We start from the raw sequence: 24,639 nt of genomic DNA, 5'->3' as shown, positions 1-24,639 counted from the left end.
ACATACTAATTTTATATCCATGAAGAAACATCTTATTACCGGACTCTTTGCAGCCCTGGCTCTGACTGCAAATGCACAGTCCTTTAAAGAGTGGCTTGATCCGGAGATCAATGCCGTGAACCGTGCTCCCATGCACACTAATTACTTTGCCTATGAATCGGCAGATGCCGCCATGCAAGGCAAGAAAGACCAATCTACTAATTACATGACTTTGAACGGTACCTGGAAATTCTCTTGGGTACGCAATGCAGACCAGCGTCCTACCGACTTCTGGAAAGTAGGTTTCAATGACAAAGGCTGGAATAATCTGCAAGTTCCCGCTGTGTGGGAATTGAATGGTTATGGCGATCCTATTTATGTAAACACTGGCTATGCTTGGCGTAATCAGTTCCAGAACAACCCTCCTGAAGTTCCTACAGAGAACAATCATGTAGGTTCTTACCGTCGTGAGATCATTGTTCCCGCCGACTGGAAAGGGAAAGACATTATCGCTCATTTCGGTTCTGTAACCTCCAACATGTATCTCTGGGTAAATGGCCGTTATGTAGGTTATAGCGAAGACAGCAAGCTCGAAGCTGAATTCGATCTGACTCCTTATTTGAAACCCGGACAAACGAATCTTATCGCTTTCCAGGTATTTCGCTGGTGTGATGGAACCTACCTGGAAGACCAGGACTTCTTCCGTTACAGTGGCGTGGGACGTGATTGCTACCTCTATGCCCGCAACAAGAAACGTATTCAGGACATCCGTATTACTCCCGATCTGGACGAGGCATACAAAAATGGTTCTCTGCGTGTGACGCTCGACCTGAAAGGCAGCGGTAACGTAAATCTGGAATTACTGGATGCTACCGGCAAGGCAGTAGCTACGGAAACAGCCAAAGGTAGCGGTACCATTCTGATGAATGTGGAAAATCCTCATAAATGGACAGCCGAAACTCCTTACCTCTATACACTGCGTGCCACTTTGCAAGGCAGCAACGAAGTAATCCCCGTAAAGGTAGGCTTCCGTAAGATTGAATTGAAAGGTGACCAGATATTAGTAAACGGTCAGGCCGTTCTCTTCAAAGGTGCCGACCGTCATGAAATTGATCCGGATGGTGGTTATGTCGTATCTCCCGAACGCATGATCCAGGATATCCAGGTCATGAAGAAATTTAATATCAACGCTGTGCGTACCTGTCACTATCCTGATGACAATCTGTGGTACGACCTTTGCGACCAATACGGTTTGTATGTAGTGGCTGAGGCTAATGTCGAATCACACGGTATGGGTTATCGTGAAAAGACACTGGCTAAACGCACCGACTATGCCAAAGCTCACATGGAACGTAACCAGCGCAACGTACAACGCGGCTTCAATCATCCCAGCATTATTTTCTGGTCATTGGGTAACGAAGCCGGTTTCGGACCTAATTTTGAAGCTTGCTACCGTTGGATCAAGAATGAAGATTCCAGCCGTGCCGTACAATACGAACAGGCGCACGGAAACGAATTTACCGACATCGACTGCCCCATGTATGCCGATTACAAGCACATGGAAAGATATGGCCAGCGTACAGATGCCAAGAAGCCTCTTATCCAGTGTGAATATGCCCACGCTATGGGTAACTCACAGGGCGGTTTCAAAGAATATTGGGATCTGATCCGTAAATATCCTAACCTGCAAGGCGGTTTCATCTGGGACTTCGTAGACCAGTCCGTTCGTTGGAAAGGCAAAGACGGTGTAACTATCTACGCTTATGGCGGTGACTTCAACCGTTACGACGGTTCCGACAAGAACTTCTGCGATAATGGTCTGATCAGTCCCGACCGTGTTCCCAATCCGCACATGTACGAAGTGGGTTACTATTATCAGAACATCTGGACAACTCCTGCTGACCTGAAGAACGGCGAAGTGAATGTGTACAACGAAAACTTCTTCCGTGACCTTTCCGCTTACTATCTGGATTGGCAATTGCTTGCTAACGGTAAAGTAATTCGTACCGGTCGTGTAGAAGACCTCAACGTAGCTCCGCAGCAGACTGCCAAAGTGAAATTGAACATCGGCAAAACCTGCGAATGCAAAGAATGGTTGTTGAATGTAACTTATCGCCTGAAGAACCGCGAAGGTCTGCTTCCCGCCGGATATGCCGTAGCCAAAGACCAGCTTGTACTGAACCCCTACAAGGCTCCTGCTATGGACCTGAAGAATGTGGAAGTTGTGAATACTCCTACCGTTGCTCCTCAAATCCAGGAAAACGACTGGCGTTATCTGATCATCAACGGTGATAACTTCCGTCTGGAATTCAACAAACATACCGGTTACCTGAATCGCTACAACGTAGCAGGCACGGAATTGATGAACGAAGATGCCGAACTGGCACCTAACTTCTGGCGTGCACCTACGGACAATGATTTCGGTGCAGGTTTGCAACAGAAATTCGCTGCCTGGAAGAACCCGGGTCTGAAGCTGACTTCCTTCAAATGGGAGACAGTAGACAATCAGACAGTGGTACGTGCAGAATACGAAATGAAGAATGTTTCTGCCAAACTGGATCTTACTTATGTAATCAACAACAAGGGTGCTGTAAAGGTGACTCAGAAGATGACTGCCGATCCGCAGGCTAAAGTTTCTCATATGTTCCGTTTCGGTATGCAGATGCAGATGCCTAAGACTTTTGAAACTGTAGAATACTATGGCCGTGGCCCGGTAGAGAACTACAGTGACCGTAATCATTGTACAGATCTGGGATTGTATCGCCAAAGTGTAGATGAACAATTCTATTCTTATATCCGTCCGCAGGAAACAGGTACGAAGACCGATATCCGCTGGTGGAAGCAACTGAACGATGCCGGACGCGGTTTGCAGATTGTAGCTGACGCTCCGTTCTCCGCATCAGCCCTGCACTATACTATCGAGTCTTTAGACGATGGTTGGGATAAAGGTCAGAGCCACTCTCCCGAAGTGAAAGAGGCTAACCTGACAAATCTCTGCATCGACAAGGCTCAGATGGGCTTAGGATGTGTGAACAGTTGGGGTGCATGGCCGTTGCCACAATATCAGTTGCCTTATGGTGACTATGAATTTACATTCATTCTTACTCCGGTACAACACGGTATAGAAATTGAATAAGTTATAGATACGCGGACGACGCGGATGAAGCGGACAAACGCGGATTTATGATTATTCCGCGTTGATCCGCCTTATCCGCGTCGTCTGCGTATCTGTCCTCATTATATTAAAAGAACTAATATGAGAAAAGAATTATTGGTGTTTATATTTACCTTGTGTTCTGTCCTAGCATCTGCCCAGCAGAAGGTCCCAAACCGCTTCCGTTCCAACATCCCTCTCGATTCTATCCACCTGAGTGACCCCTGCATACTGGCTGATAAGAAAACTTCTACTTATTATATGACCGGTACCGGCGGCCTCCTTTGGAAAAGCAAAGACCTTGCCCGTTGGGAAGGTCCTTATCGTGTAGCAGAAACTGATCCTGACTCCTGGATGGGCTCTAAACCCGAAATTTGGGCAGCCGAACTGCACGAATACAACGGAAAATATTACTATTTCGCCACTTTTACGAACAACGCCATCAAGATTGATACTGTAAAAGGAAACGTCATCCCCCGTCGTGCCAGCCACATCCTGGTCAGTGATAAACCGGATGGCCCTTATAAACCTATGAAAGACCCCACTTACCTACCCGAGAATATGCCTACCCTTGATGGGACATTCTGGGTGGACAGTGACGGCAAACCTTATATGATCTATTGCCACGAATGGCTGCAAAACTGGAACGGTACGATGGAAAAGATCGAATTAAAGCCCGATTTAAGCGGTTCCATCGGCAAAGGAAAGATTCTTTTCCGTGCCAGTGATTCTCCTTGGAGCCGAGAGAAGATAGGGGACAAGGTATTGCCCAACCGTGTAACCGACGGACCATGGCTTTTCCGCACAGGTACGGGCCGGTTAGGCATGATATGGACAAGCTGGGTATTCCAGGATTATACACAGGGCGTTGCCTATTCCGAAAGCGGAACTCTGGATGGACCCTGGATACAAGAGAAAGAACCGATCACTCCGCCTAACTTCGGACATGGAATGTTGTTCTGTACTTTGGATGGTGAGTGGATGATGTCTGTTCATAGTCATAAAGATGTGAACGGGCGGTATATTCGTATTCCGCACCTGTTTAAAGTCGATTTATCGGGGGATAAACTGAAAATTGACTGATTTATCACCTTTTATGAAACAATTGTGCTACTACTGAATAAAAATTTCACTCTATCTTTGCAACATCAACAATAGGTTATAGATTAACATAAGATTGGTATTAATAAACAAAGGGTAGTTTTTAAGTTCACAGTTTTCAGTAGGTAGTTGTTATAAGAGGCGGACATTCTTTCAGGTAGAAAAGATGTCCGCTTTATTTTTTTATTGCTTCGCTTTTTCTTTTAAAAGGATTCATGAAATCGTGGAAATAGCAGATTTATTCTTAATTTTGCCATGAAGAATCTAAGTGACCTGAAAATATGAAGATACATAAAAGAGGAGAAACGCAAATCGCAGAATTTATAGTTTTTGTGATACTTTTGGTATGTCATGTTTTTCCTTTACAGGCAAATGTAGCAGTTGTGCGGAATCTGGATAATGGAAGTGGGTTGCAGGACCCGCAAGTAAATTGTATTACGAAGGATTCAAAAGGATTTATCTGGTTTGGTACTCTAAATACAATTCAACGTTTTGATGGTGTGCGATTTAAATGTTTTAACTTTCCGGAATGGGTAGAAAAAGTCTTTGTAATAAAAGAAATAGAAAATAATGATTTTTGGGTAGGAACGAATAAAGGACTATGGAAGTACGAAGTTAGATCAGGAACTTTTCTTCGCATATATGCTGAAATTAATTTTCCGGTTCGTTCTTTGTGTTATATAAATGGTAAGGTTTATGTGGGAACTTCCAACGGCATATACATTATTGATACAAAACAAAAGATGGAACATCTTCGGGTTACCGATGAAGTTTCGGCGTATAATCAAATTATAGGTGCGTATGCTACTGCTAAAGATATTTGGTTTCTTTCCCCTGAGGGAGTTATTGCTTACACATTATCTACTGGAAGTATTCGTGTTTATGGCAAGGAAGCTAAGCTCACATCAAAATTCTCATGTATAGTTGGCGACGATAAACAGCTTTATATAGGTACCACTACTCACGGAGTAGTAGCGTTTGATATGCTTTCGGGAAAATATTCATCTTTTCTCCCTATGGTAGGGAATAATCGTATTTCAGCTCTTTCTTTGCATGATGGAATATTATGCTGCGGAACTTTAGGCAGTGGCGTTTCTTTTATTTCTCTTCCCGAACAGGAAATTGTTCATTCTATATCTACCATGCCTAATGATAATGATGAATATCTGACTTCAGATATGGTATCTTGCCTGTTGTTGGATGATTTGAATGTATTGTGGATAGGAGGTACTCGCTATACGGGAATAGATTATCTGCAATTTCGTAATAAAGCTTTTCATTCTTATAGGATTAGAAACCAGGAACTACGTAATATAACATTTGATTGCCTGTATTTGGTTGATGATGTAAAACTTTTAGGAACTCCCAATGGCTTCTATTATATTTGCAATTCAAAGTCGCAGATTGAGTACTTCCCTTCTTCTCCGGAAAGATTTAGTTTCGGAGCGATTTCGACTTTCATTAAGTTTAATGATGATATTTTGATTGGAACAAAAGGAGGAGGAGCTTATAAACTGAATAGACAAACCTTGCAGATTTCAAGGTTCACTGATATTAATCTGACTGTGAATTCTTTTACAATAGACAATCAAGGACGTTTATGGATGACGACATTAGATGGACTTCATTGTTATAATGAACAGTTGAAGGTTGAAAAAGTATACACAAGCCTGAATTCAACGCTGGTCGATGATAAAGTTAATTACTTGTATATAGATGCTAAGAAGAGATATTGGGTAGCTACTGATAAGGGATTGCAATTTCTAAATATTAAAGATGACTCTTTTTCAAGCGAGAGCTTGCCAGCCGGACTTCGTGAATTGCCACCGGTGACTTATATGACGGAAAATCGTCAAGGTAACTTCTTATTCTGCTTTAATAAAAACAAGGCGTTTATCTGTGATAGTATTTTTAGTCATCTACGCTATGTGTGTACTCCCGAAGATGCTGGTTATCTGGGATATTCCATACGAAAGGTTTTACAAGATAAGAATGATAACTATTGGTTTGTCGGGTCGCGTGGTGTTGTAAGGGGAGATAGCTCTCTCAGTCACTTCACTCTATTTTCTTCTACTGAAGGGTTACCGGAACCCTATTCTAATGATGGTCAATTATGTGGAGATACAATTTGGCTGGCTACTGCCAAAGGTATTGTATTTGCTGATATCCACTCTATTCCCCAGTCTGCTCCTACTGTTATTTCTGACTTTTTGGTAAATGGTGTGTCTATGCTGGGTAAATATGAGGAACTGATAGAAGAAAGAGGTATTATAGTCTTGCCTGAAGATCAAAATACTTTAGACATCACTTTTGCTACACTTACTTATGATGCTCCGGAGCTGATGATATACGAATATCAATTAGAAGGATATGATAAAGAGTGGAAAATACTGAGAGGTATAAACTCAATCAAATTCTCTAATTTACCTTCCGGAGAGTATACCTTTAAAGTGCGTAAGCAAATGGATGAGAACTGTATGCAGAGTTTCCGGATAAGAATCCGTTCTTCTTTATCTGCATGGTTGTGGCTGGGAGTTCTTCTCAGTGTGGTTATGGCAACTGGTGTCATTTATGTTATTTGGAAAAAGCATTCCGGGAAAAGTACTGTTCAGATGAAACCGCTCCATAATGAGGAAGAAAAATACCGTTTTAATAAAAAGATAAGTGAAGAAGAAGCTCAAGCCTTAATTAGTAAGTTGAAAAATTATATGGAACAAGAACGGGCTTTCCTGAATCCGGAACTAAAACTAGCCCATGTAGCGGAAGCAGTAGGCACTTCTGCTCAAACACTTTCGCAAATTTTCAATGTAAATCTTAAGATACGCTATTATGATTTTATCAATGAGTATCGTATTGATGAGTTTAAGCGATTAGTCAATTCTAATGAAAAAGATCGTTATACTCTGAAAGCATTGGCGGGACTGTGTGGTTTTAGTTCGTATACTACTTTTTTCCGCGCATTTAAAGATACTACCGGTATTACTCCCAATGAATATATGCAGCAGGTTGAACCTGCTGGAAAATAATTGTGATGTATTCTCTTTTGGGGCTTTGCAATATCGTATTTGTATTGCATACGATTATTTGCAATCGTAGGAATTAATTGCCAATTCATTGTAATATAGAACTTTAAATTTAATTGTGTTTCATACGAATGAAAGGAATATAAGAACCCGTATTTTATATGGTTCTAAGTCTTTTCATGCTTAATTTTGTTGTCGGTAGTTGATATAAGCCGGCATATCAGCTCCTCTTTTTTAGGTACAATTTAAATTAATATTTATGAAACGACACAGTCAAATGTTATGTTTACTCAGAAGGCTTTGGGTAGCTTGTATGATGTTATGTATTGCCACTCTCTGCGCACATGCCCAGCATGTTGTCACAGGTACGGTAAAGGATGTAGCGGGTGAACCGGTTATAGGTGCCAATATATTGGTGAAAGGCACCACTAATAATGGTACGATTACTGATATAGATGGCAATTTTTCTTTGGAAGCACCGGCCGGAGGAGTTTTGGAGGTTTCTTTTATCGGTTATGTAAAACAAGAAGTTTCAATAGGTGGGAACAAACATATAAATATTATATTAGTAGAAGATGCCACAACGCTTGATGATGTGGTGGTGATAGGTTATGGTACGACAAAGAAAAGTGACCTGACAGCTTCCGTAGCTTCTGTAAAAGGAGATGTAATTGCTGCTTCGGCATCTACCAGCATTACCGATGCTTTGCAAGGTAAGGTGCCGGGCATGGATATTCAGGCATCACGTTATGAAGGTGATGATCGCGGTATCCGCATTCGTGGTTCACGTTCATTGAATGCCAGCAACACTCCATTGATAATAGTGGACGGAGTACCAGCCTCACTGGATGTGGTGAACATGAATGAGGTTGCATCTATCGAAGTCTTGAAGGATGCATCAAGTGCGGCAATTTACGGTTCCCGTGGTGCCAACGGTGTGATTATAATTACAACTAAACGTGGAAAGACGGGTAAAACAACCGTTAGCTATGACGCTTTCTATGGAATCAGCAAACCGCATTTTATGGATATGATGCAAGGAGAGAAGTTCGTGCAAATGCGCAGGGATTCGTATAAAATTGCTAATGACTTATGGGGGCAGGAAGTGAGCGATGAAAAAATCTTTTCGAACGAGGAACTTCAGATGATTCGTAATGGAGAATATTATGATTGGCAGGATTTGGTATTCCGTGATGGTTCCACACAAAAGCATAACCTGTCTGTATCTTCAGGTAACGAGAAAACGAAATTCAGTTTGAGTTTTGCGTACGAAAAGGATAAAGGTTACAATCAGAACAGCGAAGCAAAGAAGTTCTATTTCACATCTACTGTTGATCATAAACTTACTTCTTGGCTTGATTTGGGAGCAACGATGCGTTTGCGGAAACGTAACAGCAGCGGATTTGCTACCTATGGGCAGGCACTGTTTTATGGAACACCTTTATCAAAGCCCTATGATGAGAATGGAGATCTGAACATGTATCCTAATCCGCAGGAGTCCAGCGTAAATATCCTTGCAGACTATGTGGATGGGCAGTATGCCAATGATACGGAGAATACAAGTGTGAATATGGTTTTCTCTGCAAATGTACATCCGTTGCGTAACTTGTCTTTACATAGTAATTTCGGCTATACATATAGTGATACGAAAAAAGGGTTCTTTTATGGAAGTGAGTCTTTTCAGGCAAACGGCGGGTTAAATCGTTCAGGTAAGAGCGGCCAGAATTCATATATGATGACCTGGAATAACACGTTGACCTATGATAATACTTTTAATGAGCATCATATCATGTTGGATGCTATCACTGAAATACAGAATTACCAGTATGACGATATGTCGGCCGAAGGCAAGAATCTGGATGTAGAGCAGTTACTTTATCATAATCTGGGTACTAATACTGAGAATCAGAAAATAGGAAGCGGTTACAGCAACTGGGCATTAGCTTCATTTATGGGACGTGTGCGCTACGACTATCAGGGAAAGTATCTGGCCAATATCTCGGTACGTTCGGACGGTTCATCTCGTTTGGCCAAAGGTAACCAGTGGGCTACGTTCTTCTCAGGAGGTTTGGCATGGAGAATTTCAGAAGAACCGTTCATGAAAGATATAAGGTGGATTTCTAATCTGAAGTTGCGTTATGCCTATGGAACAGTAGGTAATCAGGCTATCGATCCGTATTCTACCTTGGCAGGTTTGGGAAGTTATGGTTATCAGTTTGGAGAAGGTGGAAAAGGTATTTATGCTTACCGACCCGATAAATTGGTAAACAAAAAGTTGAGTTGGGAAATAACCCACACCAATAATATTGGTTTGGACTTTGGATTGTTCAATAACCGTCTTTCCGGTTATATTGAATTCTATGATACCCGAACAAAAGACCTTCTGATGCAGCGTAGTATACCTTTAACTACCGGTTTTTCGCGTATTTGGCAAAATATTGGTAAAACACAGAACAGGGGTATTGAGCTTTCTTTAAACGGTATATTAGTAGATACAAAAGATATACAGTGGGATATGAACCTGAATATGTCTGTCAATGAAAATAAAATCATAAGCCTGACAAATGATCAGGATGATATCTCAAATAAATGGTTCATTGGCAAGCCCATTAATGTGATTTATGATTATGAGAAAGCCGGTATCTGGCAGATCAATGAAGTAGAAGAAGCAGCTAAATATGGTTGCAAACCGGGAGATGTGAAAATCAGAGACTTGAAACCGGATGGACAGATTACGGCTGATGATAAAAAGATCCTTGGCTCTACTGATCCGAAGTATATTGTTTCATTAGGTAGCTCATTCAAGTGGAAGAATTTGGATTTCTCCTTTAATATTTCAAGTAGATGGGATTATGTCTTCTATGATGATGCTTACGGCTGGCACGTGATTCTGACCGGTACCCGATGGGTGCCCGATGTAAATTACTGGACACCGGATAATCCTTCAAACGATTATCCGAGAGCGGATGCAACCTGGGCCGATCATCGTGAGTTGTGCGGATATATGAAAGGCGATTATATCAAAATGCAGGATATGACATTGGGATATGATTTTCATTCATTACTTAAACGATATATTCCGGTGAGCAAAGCACGTTTTTATGTTCAGTTGCGCAATGCCTTCTATTTGTATAGGGCAGCTAAAGAAGATGTGATTCCCGAATCTCCTTCTATAGAACTGACAGTACCGAAGAGTATTAATTTTGGTGTAAATCTAACTTTTTAAAATAGAACGATATGAAACTCAATTATAAATTATATTCAGTTTGTCTGTCCTTATTGATGACATTCTGTGGTTGTGACAGTTTTCTGGAAGAAACTCCGAAAGGGTCTATTAATGATACGTATGCACAGACGGAAAAAGGTGCTGAAGCTGAGTTGCTGTCATTGTATCAGATCAATACCGAACTTCTGGAACAGTGGTTTATGGTAGGGGAATTAGGAAATGACCTGATGGCTTATGGAGGTAATGTACGTGACTACTGGAAAGGACTGATTACCTATACCGATACATACATGATTGATAATAGCAGCAACGAAGGCCTCTGGAAATGGTTGTATGTAGCACTTTCCACTATCAATACAAGTATCAACTCGATTAATGCCGCAGATTTTCATTCGGAAAGCAAGCGTAGTGAACTTCTTTCGGAAGCTCACGCTTTGCGTGCCTTTTATTTACATCAGATTATTGAAATCTATGGACCTGCCGCATATTATGCTGAGATGCCTATTACCAGTCCGGAAGAGATAGGAGGAACCCAACCGGGGATTGCTGTTTTTTATAAGCGTATTCTTGCAGACCTGGAGATTGCAGACCAAAGCCTGAAAAAACCTTCCGAAGTACGTTCATCAAGTTTCGGACGTATGGATCAGGGTATTGCCAAGGCCATTCGGATGCGTGTCTTAATGTCTCTGGCAGCTTATGATGAAACATTGATCGGTGAGGTTGGGATGCAGAACAAAAAGCACTGTTATGAAGAAGCGGTGAGAGTGGCTACCGAATTAAAGAATGACTATGGATATAAATTAGAAAGTGATTTCAGTCGCATCTTTTCACCGGATAATACTGAAAATAGTGAGATTATCTGGTCCATACAATATGGCAACACAACATTTGATGCTCAGAATAATTTCATTCATCGTTATTGGGTTTCACAGGTAAACCGTTCGGTGCGTTCTTATTCTAAGACAATTAATGGTCTGCAAGCGCATAGTGTCTTCTATGGCCGTGAATATCGTGCTGTGATGCCTACTTATTATTTTATTCATGTATTTAACAAGTATGATAAACGTCGTGATGCAACTTTTATATCAGGTTACTGCCGTACTGACGATTGGAATGAACTACCTGATTTTTCGGACACTTTATTGATCCGTGCACTCGATGTTCTGCCTCAAGAAGTTAAGTCGGCTTATGAGAATAGAGGTATTATCTGTGATGATGTAGCTGATATTTACGATATAGAAACGGGAGCAGTCCTTAATAATTCCAATGTTCGCAGTTGTGCCAATAATGTGACTAAATGGCTGGATAGCAGTCGATCAACTGCAAAACAGGAATATGCCTATAAGGATGCAATCTTGATTCGGTTGGGAGAAGTCTATGTGACGTTGGCAGAAGCGTATACCCGTCTGGGTAGGAAAGATGAGGCGGCACAAGTGATAACGGAACTTCGCCAACGGGCTTTGATACCAGGGCACGAAGAAGCATTGACTGTAAATCCGGAAGATATTGATATTTCATTTATTCTGGATGAAGGAGCCCGTGAACTGGGTGGGGAACTCTTCAGATGGCAAATGCTGAAACGTGCGTTAGACAAAGATGCATTCTGCCAATGGATTAAAGAGAAAAATCCCGATACGAATCCGGAAAATGGTGTAAATGGAATAGGTATTAAACCCTACCACATTAATCGTCCGGTGCCCTTGTCTACTATTAATAGTTACAAGGTGCTGAATATAGAGTTTAAGCAAAACGAAGGTTATGCACAATAATTAGAAAACAAAACAATATGAAGAAGCTTTTATTACTTACAATTTCAATTCTGATATGTGTGTCCATGAGTGCCCAAAATTCACCGATTACTCCGGCGTGGGCTTTTGAACATGTAGCGTGGGAAGATAGTATTAATACGGCGGATGGGGCAAAAGCACTCGTCGACGGGTATTTAGAGCGTAATATTCCGGTAGGTGCTGTTATCATTGATAGTCCTTGGAGTACGACCTATAATGACTTTAACTGGGACACGCAACGCTATTCGGACCCGAAGGATATGATTAATTATTTTAAGAGTAAAGATGTGAAGGTGCTTCTATGGCTTACAGGAGCAGTCAATATAAGGTGCAAGGATACCCGTTTTCAAAAAAGCGATACGTATGATGAAGTTGTTTCTAAAGGGTATGGCATAAATCAGAGTAAGCCGCATGCCTGGTGGAAAGGAGAAGGGGTACATATCGACTTTACAAATAAAGAAGCAGTAGCCTGGTGGTATAAGCAACTGGATAAAGTCTTTATCGATGGTGTCTATGGTTGGAAGGTCGATCAGGGAGAATTCTGGTTTGGAGATATTTTAGATACGTCTATTGGTCAGATGAGTAATGAGCAATTCCGCCCTTATTACTACGATGCTATGTACGATTATACGGTAAAAAAGAATCCGCAAGGCATTATTATCGCTCGTCCCTATTCACATCAGGGAGGTTATGCAGCCAGTGTGGAAAAGATGAACATGGGATGGTGTGGAGACTTTTCCGGTGACTGGAAGGGCTTGAAACTGCAAATTCAGAATATTTATCAGTCGGCAAAACGTGGCTATGGTTCACCGGGATGCGAAGTTGCTGGTTTTTTCATGAAGCGTTCCAATAAAGAGCAGTTTGTGCGCTATGCACAATTTGGCTGTATGACCGCCTGTATGATTAATGGCGGTGAGAATGGCGCTTTCAGTAATCATCTGCCTTGGTGGCATGGCACAGATGTAGAGGAAATTTATCGTTATTGTGTTGTTTTGCACGATGAATTGATTCCCTATTTATTCTCAACAGTTGTGGATGCACATTTGCATGGTGGGTCTTTAATAAAAAATGCATCTTATGAGGAAGAAAGTCACCAGGTGGGAGATTATTTATTTACCAAAGCTATCACGTCGGCTGATAACCGTGTATCGTTTCATCTTCCTTCCGAAGGAGAATGGATTAATTTCTATGATGGGACAAAGTATGCTCCAGGCAGTTTGATAGAGGAAGTGTATACGTTAGAGCGTTTCCCCTTATTTGTAAAGGCGGGAGCCATTCTACCGTTGAATGTGTCCAGTGAAGTAACCGGACTGGGGGATGCTTCAATGGCAGGAGGCAAAACTATCTTGATTTATCCTAATGGAACTGCTACCCGTCTGCTACATCTCCCGTGTGGAGATGGCATTGAGTATGAAGATTGCTTGGTGACTTATGATGAGAAGACGGGTAAACTGAAGGTTAGCAGTGGTACATCGCAGAAATATACTTTTATATTAAAAAATATGCCATCTGTGAAGAAGGTGAAGAATGCTGCTTCTTGGAAGTATAATGCTGAAAAACAAGAACTCCGTATTGATGCCGAAGGTAATGCTTTGAACATAGAAATACGTTGATAGATGTAGGAGGGTGGACGTGCTCTATGCTTAAGAAACGCTTACTGAATATCCTGCATTAATCTCCATTTAGCTTTTCCAAATGATAAAGCGTTCCCTTCATGGATTTCCGGCAAGGTATATTCAATTTCTGTAGTGCACGTCCAAACTGCGCCACCTTATTGATGGCCAGTTTGTTTCTCGTCTTTGTTTGCAGATAATTCAGTATCTGCATGGCAGTGAGCCATTCTCCTTCTTCTTCCGCATCTGCCGGACGAAAATAACAATGAAACAATTGCTCCAAGGGGCTGGCTTGCTCGAACTCACGATTCGTTTGCTTCAGGATGGCCTCGTCCTCATCGTTCAGCCAGTAGCGTTCGCCCTTATAGATGGCGTGTATGGCCTGTGCATAGAGTTGCTTATAGTTGATGGTGACATTCGTTTCGATGGGAGCCGTCACTTCGATGCAAATGAAACGGCGGCTACCGCTGGGGTCGGTGAGCAAATCTTTCTGGTTGCTGGTACCTATGAAAGAGGCGTAACGGCGTATCTCCTGGATGGTGTTTCCGTAAGGTTTCCGCAGGTTGGCAACAGGTTTCTGCAACAAATGTTTCAGGAAACCTTGTTGGTTGACATTGATCTGGTCAAATTCGTCAATGTTAATCAGGAAGAAACGCCCCAAGTAACGCTCTGCCTCCTGTTTGCTCTTGAAGTCGATGCTGTCCGTATAGCCGAAACGAAGTTCGGGTGCCAGCAAAATGCGACAAAAGGTTGATTTGCGGAACCCTTGGGCACCTACCAGCAAGGGCGAAGTGCTGTTTCCATGCTGTTTGTCAAGCCCCATCCAATGAGCCACCATGCTGAGGAACCAACGGTAGAACAGTTCCTTCCAGTGCGGATTGCTGCACGGCACCAGTGCGGCGAGTGCCCGGATACGGTCTTTCCCGTCCCACTGACCTGTGTCGTAAAGGTATTCTTCGACGGGATTGTAGAACGGAATATATTCCGAAGTCAGGAAACGGTCCACGTCACGGTCCCATGCACGGATACCCTCTTTCAGGGCGCTGATGGAGATGCTGTTGCGCACGCGCTTGTCCACAGGTTTGAAATAGAAGTGGATAGAGTCTCGCTGGCGGTATTCCAGAGCATCGAGCACGGTGTTGTAACGGAATTCATAACGTCGTTCCATGAATTCTTCCAACAAGAAAGCGGTCTCTTGCTCCTTGTTGAGACTGTTTCTTGTACCGAATCCTTTACATTCCTGATAGAGGTTGTGCAAAGTCAGCCGTATCTGTTGTTCGTCCGCCTCGCGGTAATAGTGAATGAGCGTTTGCCGCACGGCTTCTTCTTCGGGGATACCCGCCTTGTAGCAATGTTCGGCCAGATGGATGAGCAGCGGTTGCAGGTCGTCGCCTCGCTTCCAGTTGCTTATTTCTTGAAAGGCGCGATTCAGGGCTGCTTCGTAAATTATCGTGAAGGTTCCGGCTGTTTCATGTCCCGGTTGCAGCCGTGCCAGCGGATTCTTTTCCTGCTGCTTCCGTTGCCGGAAAGTCTCTTCGCCGGGCATGGAGAGCGGCTGTTCCAGGCAGAAAGCTACGGCATCGGGGTTGTAATAGGGACGCTTGTCCAATGTCATGCGGCAATTCTGTGTCAGTGAGGGTTCTTTCAGGGCGATGTCGAACGGAAAGATGGGCTGGTAGCACTTCACAGCCAGACGGTAGGCATGGGCATGAAACAGGGCGGCTTCTTTTTCTTTCGCGGGCAATCTGCCGCCGTCGGGCAATACGAAGCGCACCCATATCTTTACGCTCCGGCCACTGGAACCGCAAAAGGCGGCGAAAGTCTGGGGTAGGAGTGCTGCCTGTTGCTTCACGTACTCCACTTCCGCCATTCCTGCCAACTTGTTCACTTCCAGTTGCACCAGTCCGTTGTACTGTTTCATCCGCCGTTCACCTTCTTTGGTGCGGGTGTATTCTACGGCCGGATAAATGCGGGGCAATTTATCAATGTGCTCGTACTGTGAATGTGTACCTTCCAGTGCCGGCAGAATGTTTCGTAGGGCTGTGATATGTCCGGATTTCGTTTCTGTCTTTATTTTTTCGAATAATGCGCCTGTCTCGCAGGTGCTGAGAGCTTCTTTGCCGTGCTCTTTATCGGTTCTTATCAGGGTGACTTTCATGTTTTAATTTGATGCTTTACTCTTGCAAAGGTAGAGAATTTAATCAGGATAAAGAAGGTAATGCCTGTGTTTCTTCTGATTATTGTCCTTACTTTGTTTGCTTTTCCCTATGAATTGTTTATCTTTGTCCTTAACATTATGAAAGGCTCACATCTGTGGATAAATTTATTCATGGCTATAAATAAATTTGTTCATAACTGTGAACTAATTTGTCTACAGATGTGAGCCTATGAAGAATGTGAAGCCTAAATATAAGAAACATTAGGCATTTACCCATATTATGTGGGGCATAAATAGAACAGAAACAGTTACTTTGAAACATAGAACAATGGCGATATTATTTGATTGGTATGAAGTTCCGAAGCCTTCGGACAAACAAGAGGGAGAGAAAACATTGCATCCGCGCATCAAGTTGAATGGCTCTACGGGTACCGACGTGTTGCGTCGCCGCATTCAGAGTCGCTGCTCGCTAACGGAGACTGACGTCTCGGCTGTGCTCGATGCCCTGTCGCACGTCATGGGTGAGGAACTTGCCGAAGGTCGGCAGGTGCATCTGGATGGCATCGGCTACTTCTATCCCTGCCTCACTTGCACGGAGCCGGTGACGGTGGACACTAAACGAAAGTCAACCAAGGTAAAGCTGAAAAGCATCAAGTTTCGTGCCGACCAGGCATTGAAGACTGAATTCGGTGTCCTCAAAGTGCAGTGCTTGAAGGGGGATTTGAGTTTTAAGAAAATCACCAACGAAGAGATTGACCGTCGATTGGAGAATTACTTCCGCACGCACCAATTCCTGAGAAGAACCGATTTCCAGAGTTTGTGCGGAATGGTGAGAAGTACTGCAATGCGCCATATCCGCCGCCTGCGCGATGAAGGAAAGCTGGAAAATATGGGTGGACTGATGCAACCGATTTATGTGCCGGGAAAAGGATATTACGGTAATAATTAATATATTAAGGAGAAAATATTGCGGGATGACTATGAGAGTGAACGGTTGCTCTCATACCACTCTCTTGGTTTGCTCTCATGGCTATATATCCGATGAATAAAGGGATATGGATGGTTTATGAGAGTATGGGAGTAAAATCGGATTATAACTTCTGTTGTTTGATATACTCTGACGGAACCATTCCATATTCCTCCTTGAAGCATGTCCGAAAATAACCTAAGTCATTGAAGCCGCTTGCGTAAGCCGCTTCGGAAACATTGAGGCTTTCTTCCATCAATAGGCGTAAACTGTTTTTCAGTCTTATTTTCCGAATGAATTCATTGCAGGATATGCCCGTTAATCCTTTTATTTTCCGGTAAAGGGTGGAGTGGCTCATGTTCATTTTGTCCATCATGAAAGACATGTCGAGCTTGTCCATGTCGATATTCTCTTCTACTATTGCAGTAAATCTATTAAGAAACTCCTCATCCAGTCTGCTCAATTTTATGGCTTCCTGAGATTGTTCCGCTTTCAACCCTTTGGTGCGGTTGGTTATCAGCGAGGCTAATTTTTTGCGTGATTCTAATAAATTATGAACACGGCTATGCAGTAACTTGGCACTGAATGGTTTTGTCAGATAAGAATCGGCACCGCTTTCATAACCTTCTTCCTTGTCTTGGATGGAATCTTTGGCTGTCAGCAAAATTACAGGTATGTGGCTGGTGCGAACATCTTCTTTTATCAGTTTACATAATTCGATGCCGTCCATTACGGGCATCATAATGTCGCTGATAATAATATCAGGTATATACTTTAGCGCTTGTTCTATTCCTTCTTTTCCATTCGTTGCAGTCATGATGTGGTAGTTGTTGCTGAAAGAAGTAGCGATGTATTCGCGAATATCATCGTTATCTTCCACAATCAATATCACCGGAAGAATATCATTATCTTCTTCTTTCAAATTCTCTGGTCTTTCTGGAATGCTTTCTGCTTTTTCTTCTTTATGTAAGGCATCGGGATAGGTGTTTTCAGTGAAAATCCGGAAGGTAAAAGTAGTTCCTTTACCCGTTTCACTTTCTACACGCAGACTGCCCTCGTGCAGGTCGGCCAATGATTTGACCAATGCAAGCCCGATACCTGTGCCTGATGCCTGATGTTTTCCTTTCACCTGATAATAGCGGTCGAAGATATGAGGGAGAGCCTCGGCATCTATTCCGTATCCGGTGTCGCTTACTACTATCTCTGTATATTTGTTTTCTTCTTCAACGATTGGACGCATTATGAGTCTGATTTCTCCTTCAGGTGTATACTTTATTGCATTGCTGAGTAGATTATTCAATATTGTAGAGATGATGTCAGTATCAAAATAAAGCTTGTGATTTAAGGGTTGGACGTGAATATGGAATTTTACTTTCTCATTCCGGTTCAATTCTTTGTAACGCAAACCTATTTCTGTAATCAGATTACTTAAATCACCTTTCACTACTGTCAGTTTTCGGTTTTGAGTTTCCGTTTTACGAAATTCCAGTATTTGGTTGATAAGATTCAATAGTCGGATAGCACTGCTGTGAATCATCTTTATCTTATTATTATAAAAAACAGGCATGTTAGCATCATTGACTAAATCCTCCAGAGGACCGAGTATCAACGTTAGTGGTGTGCGCAGTTCGTGTGTAATGTTGGTGTAGAAGCGCAGACGTTCGTTATTAAGTTCCAGTTCGTTCTGGCTTCTCTTTTTTTCCAGTTCAAGGGAGTTTTCCAGCATAAGTTTACGTTTATAAAAACGGAACCAGATAAATAGACCAAGTAATGCCAGCAGAATATACAAGACTTTTGCATACCACGTCAACCATAGAGGTGGATGGATATGTACTTGCAATGTAGCTATATGACTATCGTCCCACTCCTGGTTTCTCAATCTTGCTTTTACTTTGAATGTATATTCTCCCGGAGAAATGTTTCGGAAAGTAATCAGGTTTTCTCCTAAAGTATTGGTCCATGTATTTTCTAATCCTTCAATCATGTATGCGTATTCCACTTGTCCGCTTTGGGAATAGTCGGGTACGGTGAATGAGATGCGGAAGGAATTCTGGTTATAGGGCAGGTTGATGCTTCCCGCAAAGGTTGGAATGATAGTTCCTTCACTGCGGCTCTCTATTAGGTTATCAAGACTTTTGCATTCTATAATTTGTATCGGTGCTACTTGCTGCTGCATCATGATATTCTTAGGGTTGAAGTAACAGGCTCCACTTAAGGTACCGAAATATAGAGTGTTATCTTTGGTACAACAAACCGAACCTTCAATAAAATTTCCCGTTGGGATGCCATCACGATAATCATAGTTTTTAAACTTTTGTTTTTCTTTGTTCCATAAAGAAATTCCGTTATTGGTGCTGAGCCAGATGTTGCCGGATTCGTCTTCTTGGATGGCGCGTATAAAGGTGTCTTCCAAGCCGTGTTCATAATTATAGGATTCAAACTTTTCGGGATGCTTGGTATCTTTGATGTATCCTACGCCGTTGCGTGTAGCAATCCAAATACCACCAGCTGTATCTTTGCATATTTGGGTGATTGAGTTGGAACAAAATCCAGACTCCATATTCAGTGTGGCAGTGGCTTTCTTGTTCTTGTCGAAGACAATTACTCCTGCGCCACTGCTTCCTATCCATAATTTGCCTTGATTGTCTTGTACTATGCTGTAAATGCTTTTATCGGGCAATTGGCGATATAATTCTTCCTCCTTACAGACTTTTTCGTTTTGATAGCTGTATATTCCATATTCTGCACCAATCCATATTTTTCCGTCTGTATCTTTAGATAGAGTAAGTATGTCCATGCTGGGTATATCTAACTGAATACGTTCAATGTTTCCGCTCCGTGTGTTATACTTCAGTAGACCGTCATCATAGATACCAAGTAATAAATTATCGCGTCCGTCACTAATTATAGAAAGAACTTGGCCGTAAGGTCTTGTTAGATATTGGGAAATATCAACGACCTTCAATAGTTTATTGTCTCGGAATAGAACGATTTCATTTTTTCCACCTATCCAGACTTGTTCTTTTTCGTCTTTGCAGACTCCACTGACGGGCTTGTATATAAAGCGATTCCCTTTTTCAATCGTATATGGAAGTGTGCGAAATGTAGGTGGTAAATGACTGATGAAATCAATTCCGCTACTATAATTTCCTATCCATATATTACCGAAAGAATCTTGCAACAGATCGCGTATATTACCTGAAGATATTCCGTTCTCACTGTTATCAGCTTTGATATTATAGAATTTGATTTTCTCGGGAGACTGAAAGGCTATACTGTGAAGATCCAATATGCTGATGCCACCGATATCGCTGGCTATCCAGAGTGTATGGTCGTTCATCTCTTTTATGCAATAGATATGGTCGGCAATGAGTGAATTCGGATTAGTATTGTCGTGGCGGAATACGTTGAATTGCTTTGTTTTGGGATTAAATAAGCCAAGTCCGTTATTGGTTCCCACCCAGATGTTTTCTAAATGATCTTTATAAATGGAGTACACACTATTTCCGGGCAGACTATGCTCATCTCCGGTTATAGGGGTGAAGTGGCATATCGTATTTTCTTTTAAGTTTACGATACTCATGCCTCCTTGTGCATGCCCTATATAGAGATTCCCTTCTCCATCATCGAAAATGCACCATACTTTGTGTTGAATATGGATGCCTCTATCTTCGAGTGAGGTGAAAATATGCGTCTTTGTATCGTAATGCAATATGTTTTTATGATATGCAGCAATCCATATTCCACCATCCGAAGCATGTGTAAGATGCACAACGTGATTAATATTTATACCTTCTTCTGTCCCATAACTCTTGAATTGGTAGGTAGAACAGTCTAATGTATATATACCCTTGAAATAACCTCCTATCCATAGCTTGTTAGCCGTTTTATCATATAATAATGTATTTATTGTATTGTTGCTCAATCCTGAATTGTTACTTTTATAAGTGGTGAACTTGCATCCATCGAATCTGTTTAAACCGGCTTCTGTAGCTATCCATACAAATCCTTGCTCATCTTGTACTATGTCGCGTACATAGTTATTGGATAAGCCGTCTTCAACACCGAGGTGTTGCAATGTATAGGATTGGGCATTACTGTACGTGGCAGCCATTAGTGTACTGCATAATAGGAACAGGAGGAGTGTATGTTTTGGCATAATCTATTTTTGCTATGAATTTGTCTTGAAAACAAATATACGATAATTTTCTATTGTGTAATCGTAGGCATTCGTTTTTGCCTGATTTGCCCTTGTTGTTTGGCAGATTTGCCTATGTATATATGCTACTAATAGAGTCATGCTTGGTTTCATGAATGAAAGAGAGACAAAACGGGCAATATGAAGGGTACATTGTGCATGACTAATATGTCTGTGGTGTTTAGTCTACTTGTCCTCTGTTACCGAATAGTTCGGGTTGTATATTTGCATCGTTATTCGGAAACGGATACAAATGAATGTTATTAACCAAATTCTAATTAAAAGAAAAACAATGAAATCAGATTTATCAAGAAACAAATGGAAGGCATATGCAGCCTTATTGTTATGTGCTGGTCTTATTGCCGGACATCCTCTTGTAATGAGAGCCGAAAGCAATGGACAAAGTGTGCAAACTGTTCAGCAACAGCAGATCAGGGTAAAAGGTACGGTTAATGATACAATGGGACCCATTATCGGTGCTAGTGTTGTGGAGAAAGGAAATATTTCTAATGGTACCATTACTGACATTGATGGCAACTTTGTACTATCGGTAAAACCTGATGCGATACTTGTAATTTCTTATATCGGATATCAGTCGCAAGAGATACAGGCTGTGCCCGGAAAAGTTATTAGTATTGTTTTAAAGGAAGATAGTGAGATGTTGGATGAAGTGGTGGTGGTAGGCTATGGTACAGCAAAAAAGAGTGATTTAACGGGGTCTGTAGTCCGGGCGGATATCAAAGCATTGGAAAATTCTCCAAGCGTGAATATTTTTCAAGGATTGAAGGGGGTTGTACCGGGATTGAACATTGGAACATCGACTACTGCTGGTGGAAATCCTGAAATATCTATTCGTGGTAGAAATTCAATCTCTGGTACAACTGGGCCGTTGATTGTTCTTGATGGAATCATTTATAGAGGAGAGATAACTGATATAAACCCGAGTGACATTGAATCTATCGATGTGCTGAAAGATGCAAGTAGTGCTGCCATCTACGGTTCTCAGGCTGCCAATGGGGTGCTGATGATTACAACGAAGAATGCGAAAGGCATGTCAAAGCCTATCATCGAGTATTCTGGTTCTTTCTCTTTTCAAAGTTTGATTAATCATGATTTAAAGAGGCTGGATAAAGATGGGTTTCTTAACCAGCTTGCTGATTTAAAGATAGGTGAAAGTAGGATGGGAGATGATTTGCTTCAAAGAAATCCAAATTTTGATCCGACATTGAGCTTCCGCGATGAAAATATAGCCGGTGGATATCTGAATGGAACGAATGTGGACTGGGAGGGGCTCTTGACAGAATCTGTTCCATATATTCAGAATCATAGTTTAAGTGTTCGTGGCAAAGGTGACCTTTCCAGTTATTTCCTTTCCTTCGGATTTACCGATCAGAAGAATTTGGTGGTGAATGACACTTATAAGCGCTATAACATACGTGTCAATTTGGATACTGAAATCACAAAATGGCTTAAAGTTGGAACTCAATCTTTTTTCACTCTTAGTGACTTTTCAGGTGTTGCGCCCAGTTTTTCAAACGTAATAGGAATGCCGGTATTTGTTAGCCCCTACAAAGAAGACGGCAAGACATTGAAGGAACAGAATTATATGGGAAATGTGAATCCTCTTTTGGCTATTCAAAATCCGAATACAGACAAACGTTATTTGTTGAATGGGACCTTTTATGCAGATGTAAAACTACCGGTTAAGGGATTAAGCTATCGGGTAAATTATTCGAATGCCATGACCTTTTATAGGAATTACAAATTTGAACCTTATGCCAATAGTCAGTTGGGACAAGGGTACAAGAAGAATTCTCACCAAAGCGAATGGACTCTTGACCATATCCTTACCTATAAAAATGATTTTGGTAAACATTCGGTGAATGCCACATTTGTGTATGGAGTGGAAAAACGATCTTATGAAACAACTACTGCCACAGGGTATAATTTTACAAACAAGTCGTTGGGGTATGATTATATGGAAGCAGCACAAAGTGATTTAAACAAAATCACTTCTGAGGCTTGGGAAGAAGCAAGCCTTTACAATATGCTTAGGCTGGGATATACATTTGATGGAAAATATATGTTTACTGGTACAATACGTCGTGATGGTTTCTCCGGCTTTGGAAAAAATAATAAGTTTGGATATTTTCCTACTGCAGCTATAGCATGGCGAATCAATGAAGAATCGTTTCTAAAGGATAAGCAAAACTGGATCGATAACCTTAAACTCCGTTTGTCTTATGGTATGAGTGGCAATCGCACTACAGGACGCTATTCTACTATGGCACACATGTCCACCAAATTGCCTTTTTCTACATCTGGCAGTGAAAGCCCTGGAGGTTATGTGTTTGGTGATGGCGCTACTGGGCAGTTAACTCAGGTGGTCAGTAAAATGTCTAATCTGGATTTAAGTTGGGAGACAACAACAGCCTTTAATGTAGGGGTTGACTTCAGTGTGTTGAATGCTCGTCTATTTGGAAACTTTGAATTTTATGTGTCAAATACAAAGGATTTACTATATGATATTAATATCCCTAATATGAATGGTATGTTTTCAAGTACAGTTCCTACCAATATAGGAAAACTGAAGAATGTAGGGTATGAATTCAGCATAACAGGTGTGCCTGTAAGAACTAAAGATTTTGAATGGTCGGTTACAGGAAACTTTTCTTTAAATAAGAATAAAGTGGTCAGTATCTTGGGAATTGATGCCGATGGAGATGGACGTGAAGATGATTTGGTATCAAGCAAAATTTTTATGAATAAGCCCTACGGAGTAGTCTATGATTATAATATTATTGGCATGTGGCAAGTGGAAGATTATAATAAGGGGATTATTCCAAGTGGATTTACTTATGGAACCTATAAAATTGAAGATATCGACAAAGATGGTAAATATACGGCAGATATGGATAGAAAAATCTTAGGTTATACAGACCCCTTATACCGGTTTAGTATTCAGAATGATTTTAAGTATAAGAATTTCAATCTAAAAGTATTCATTAATGCTGTTCAGGGAGGCTCTGACCATTATTTGGGGCAACCAGCAAGCGGTATACCTACTCCGGATAATTTAAGTACGTGGAGTTTTTATAAGTTCGATTATTGGACTCCTGAAAATCCAGATGCTAAATATCGTCAGCTTGGTACCTATACAGAAGCATTGGGGGCTGGTTTCTCGCCGTATGTGTCTCGTAGCTTCATACGTTTACAGGAACTGTCACTTTCTTACAATTTGCCACAAGATTGGTTGAAAAAGATATTTATAAGCCGGGCAAAAGTATATATCAGCGCAACCAATCTATTTACCATAACTTCTTGGGATGGATGGGACCCGGAGATTGGTATGGGACTTACTTATAATACAAATTATCCAACGCAAAAGAATTATACTATTGGTGTTAATTTTGAATTTTGATACTTATATATT

General features: G+C 41.5%; 10 protein-coding genes. 8 read left to right on the top strand and 2 right to left on the bottom strand.

The window, feature by feature from the left end; all coding sequences use genetic code 11:
* Positions 1-19: 19 nt before the first annotated feature.
* From BACINT_RS01560 to BACINT_RS01535, 6 genes are all read left to right on the top strand, one after another.
* Positions 20-3,115 (top strand): glycoside hydrolase family 2 TIM barrel-domain containing protein, encoded by a 3,096-nt coding sequence (locus BACINT_RS01560; RefSeq protein ID WP_007660072.1) that lies wholly within the window; start codon positions 20-22, stop codon positions 3,113-3,115.
* Between the two features lie 120 nt (positions 3,116-3,235).
* Positions 3,236-4,216, top strand: a complete 981-nt coding sequence (locus BACINT_RS01555) for a glycoside hydrolase family 43 protein (protein WP_007660071.1) — start codon at positions 3,236-3,238, stop codon at positions 4,214-4,216.
* Between the two features lie 299 nt (positions 4,217-4,515).
* Positions 4,516-7,260 carry a two-component regulator propeller domain-containing protein gene (locus tag BACINT_RS01550; protein WP_007660069.1) on the top strand — a complete coding sequence of 915 codons (2,745 nt, stop codon included), beginning with the start codon at positions 4,516-4,518 and terminating at the stop codon, positions 7,258-7,260.
* 256 nt (positions 7,261-7,516) lie between these two features.
* Positions 7,517-10,483, top strand: coding sequence for a SusC/RagA family TonB-linked outer membrane protein (locus BACINT_RS01545; RefSeq protein WP_157448641.1), 2,967 nt, complete (start codon positions 7,517-7,519; stop codon positions 10,481-10,483).
* Between the two features lie 11 nt (positions 10,484-10,494).
* The gene (locus BACINT_RS01540; RefSeq protein ID WP_044154598.1) at positions 10,495-12,252 is read left to right on the top strand and encodes a RagB/SusD family nutrient uptake outer membrane protein; all 1,758 of its coding nucleotides are present in this window, start codon (positions 10,495-10,497) and stop codon (positions 12,250-12,252) included.
* Positions 12,253-12,269: 17 nt separating this feature from the next.
* Complete coding sequence (locus BACINT_RS01535) at positions 12,270-13,883, top strand: TIM-barrel domain-containing protein (RefSeq protein ID WP_007660063.1); 1,614 nt, start codon at positions 12,270-12,272, stop codon at positions 13,881-13,883.
* A gap of 58 nt (positions 13,884-13,941) precedes the next feature.
* Here BACINT_RS01535 and BACINT_RS01530 read toward each other — a convergent pair whose 3' ends face one another.
* Positions 13,942-16,041 carry a BT4734/BF3469 family protein gene (locus BACINT_RS01530; RefSeq protein ID WP_007660061.1) on the bottom strand — a complete coding sequence of 700 codons (2,100 nt, stop codon included), beginning with the start codon at positions 16,039-16,041 and terminating at the stop codon, positions 13,942-13,944.
* 328 nt (positions 16,042-16,369) lie between these two features.
* On the opposite strand from BACINT_RS01530, the gene BACINT_RS01525 reads away from it, so the two are divergent.
* Entirely contained in the window at positions 16,370-16,990 is a 621-nt protein-coding gene (locus BACINT_RS01525; protein ID WP_044154597.1) for an HU family DNA-binding protein, read from the top strand.
* A 142-nt stretch (positions 16,991-17,132) separates the two neighbouring features.
* Here BACINT_RS01525 and BACINT_RS01520 read toward each other — a convergent pair whose 3' ends face one another.
* The gene (locus BACINT_RS01520; RefSeq protein WP_044154596.1) at positions 17,133-21,167 is read right to left on the bottom strand and encodes a hybrid sensor histidine kinase/response regulator transcription factor; all 4,035 of its coding nucleotides are present in this window, start codon (positions 21,165-21,167) and stop codon (positions 17,133-17,135) included.
* A gap of 331 nt (positions 21,168-21,498) precedes the next feature.
* Here BACINT_RS01520 and BACINT_RS01515 point away from each other — a divergent pair, with 331 nt between their 5' ends.
* Positions 21,499-24,627 (top strand): SusC/RagA family TonB-linked outer membrane protein, encoded by a 3,129-nt coding sequence (locus tag BACINT_RS01515; protein ID WP_232288736.1) that lies wholly within the window; start codon positions 21,499-21,501, stop codon positions 24,625-24,627.
* Positions 24,628-24,639: the final 12 nt, after the last annotated feature.

Origin of the sequence: Bacteroides intestinalis DSM 17393 (genome assembly GCF_000172175.1) — a bacterium.
In the GTDB taxonomy this organism is placed as follows: Bacteria; Bacteroidota; Bacteroidia; order Bacteroidales; family Bacteroidaceae; genus Bacteroides; species Bacteroides intestinalis.
Note: the sequence above shows the minus strand (reverse complement) of the source record. Positions and strands in the feature narration are given on the sequence as shown.

What these genes read in the sequence shown, in the direction of transcription:
- BACINT_RS01530 (WP_007660061.1), bottom strand. Translation starts at nt 16,041, where the DNA reads ATGAAAGTCACCCTGATAAGAACCGATAAAGAGCACGGCAAAGAAGCT.
- BACINT_RS01540 (WP_044154598.1), top strand. Translation starts at nt 10,495, where the DNA reads ATGAAACTCAATTATAAATTATATTCAGTTTGTCTGTCCTTATTGATG.
- BACINT_RS01515 (WP_232288736.1), top strand. Translation starts at nt 21,499, where the DNA reads ATGAAATCAGATTTATCAAGAAACAAATGGAAGGCATATGCAGCCTTA.
- BACINT_RS01525 (WP_044154597.1), top strand. Translation starts at nt 16,370, where the DNA reads ATGGCGATATTATTTGATTGGTATGAAGTTCCGAAGCCTTCGGACAAA.
- BACINT_RS01545 (WP_157448641.1), top strand. Translation starts at nt 7,517, where the DNA reads ATGAAACGACACAGTCAAATGTTATGTTTACTCAGAAGGCTTTGGGTA.
- BACINT_RS01535 (WP_007660063.1), top strand. Translation starts at nt 12,270, where the DNA reads ATGAAGAAGCTTTTATTACTTACAATTTCAATTCTGATATGTGTGTCC.
- BACINT_RS01560 (WP_007660072.1), top strand. Translation starts at nt 20, where the DNA reads ATGAAGAAACATCTTATTACCGGACTCTTTGCAGCCCTGGCTCTGACT.
- BACINT_RS01520 (WP_044154596.1), bottom strand. Translation starts at nt 21,167, where the DNA reads ATGCCAAAACATACACTCCTCCTGTTCCTATTATGCAGTACACTAATG.
- BACINT_RS01550 (WP_007660069.1), top strand. Translation starts at nt 4,516, where the DNA reads ATGAAGATACATAAAAGAGGAGAAACGCAAATCGCAGAATTTATAGTT.
- BACINT_RS01555 (WP_007660071.1), top strand. Translation starts at nt 3,236, where the DNA reads ATGAGAAAAGAATTATTGGTGTTTATATTTACCTTGTGTTCTGTCCTA.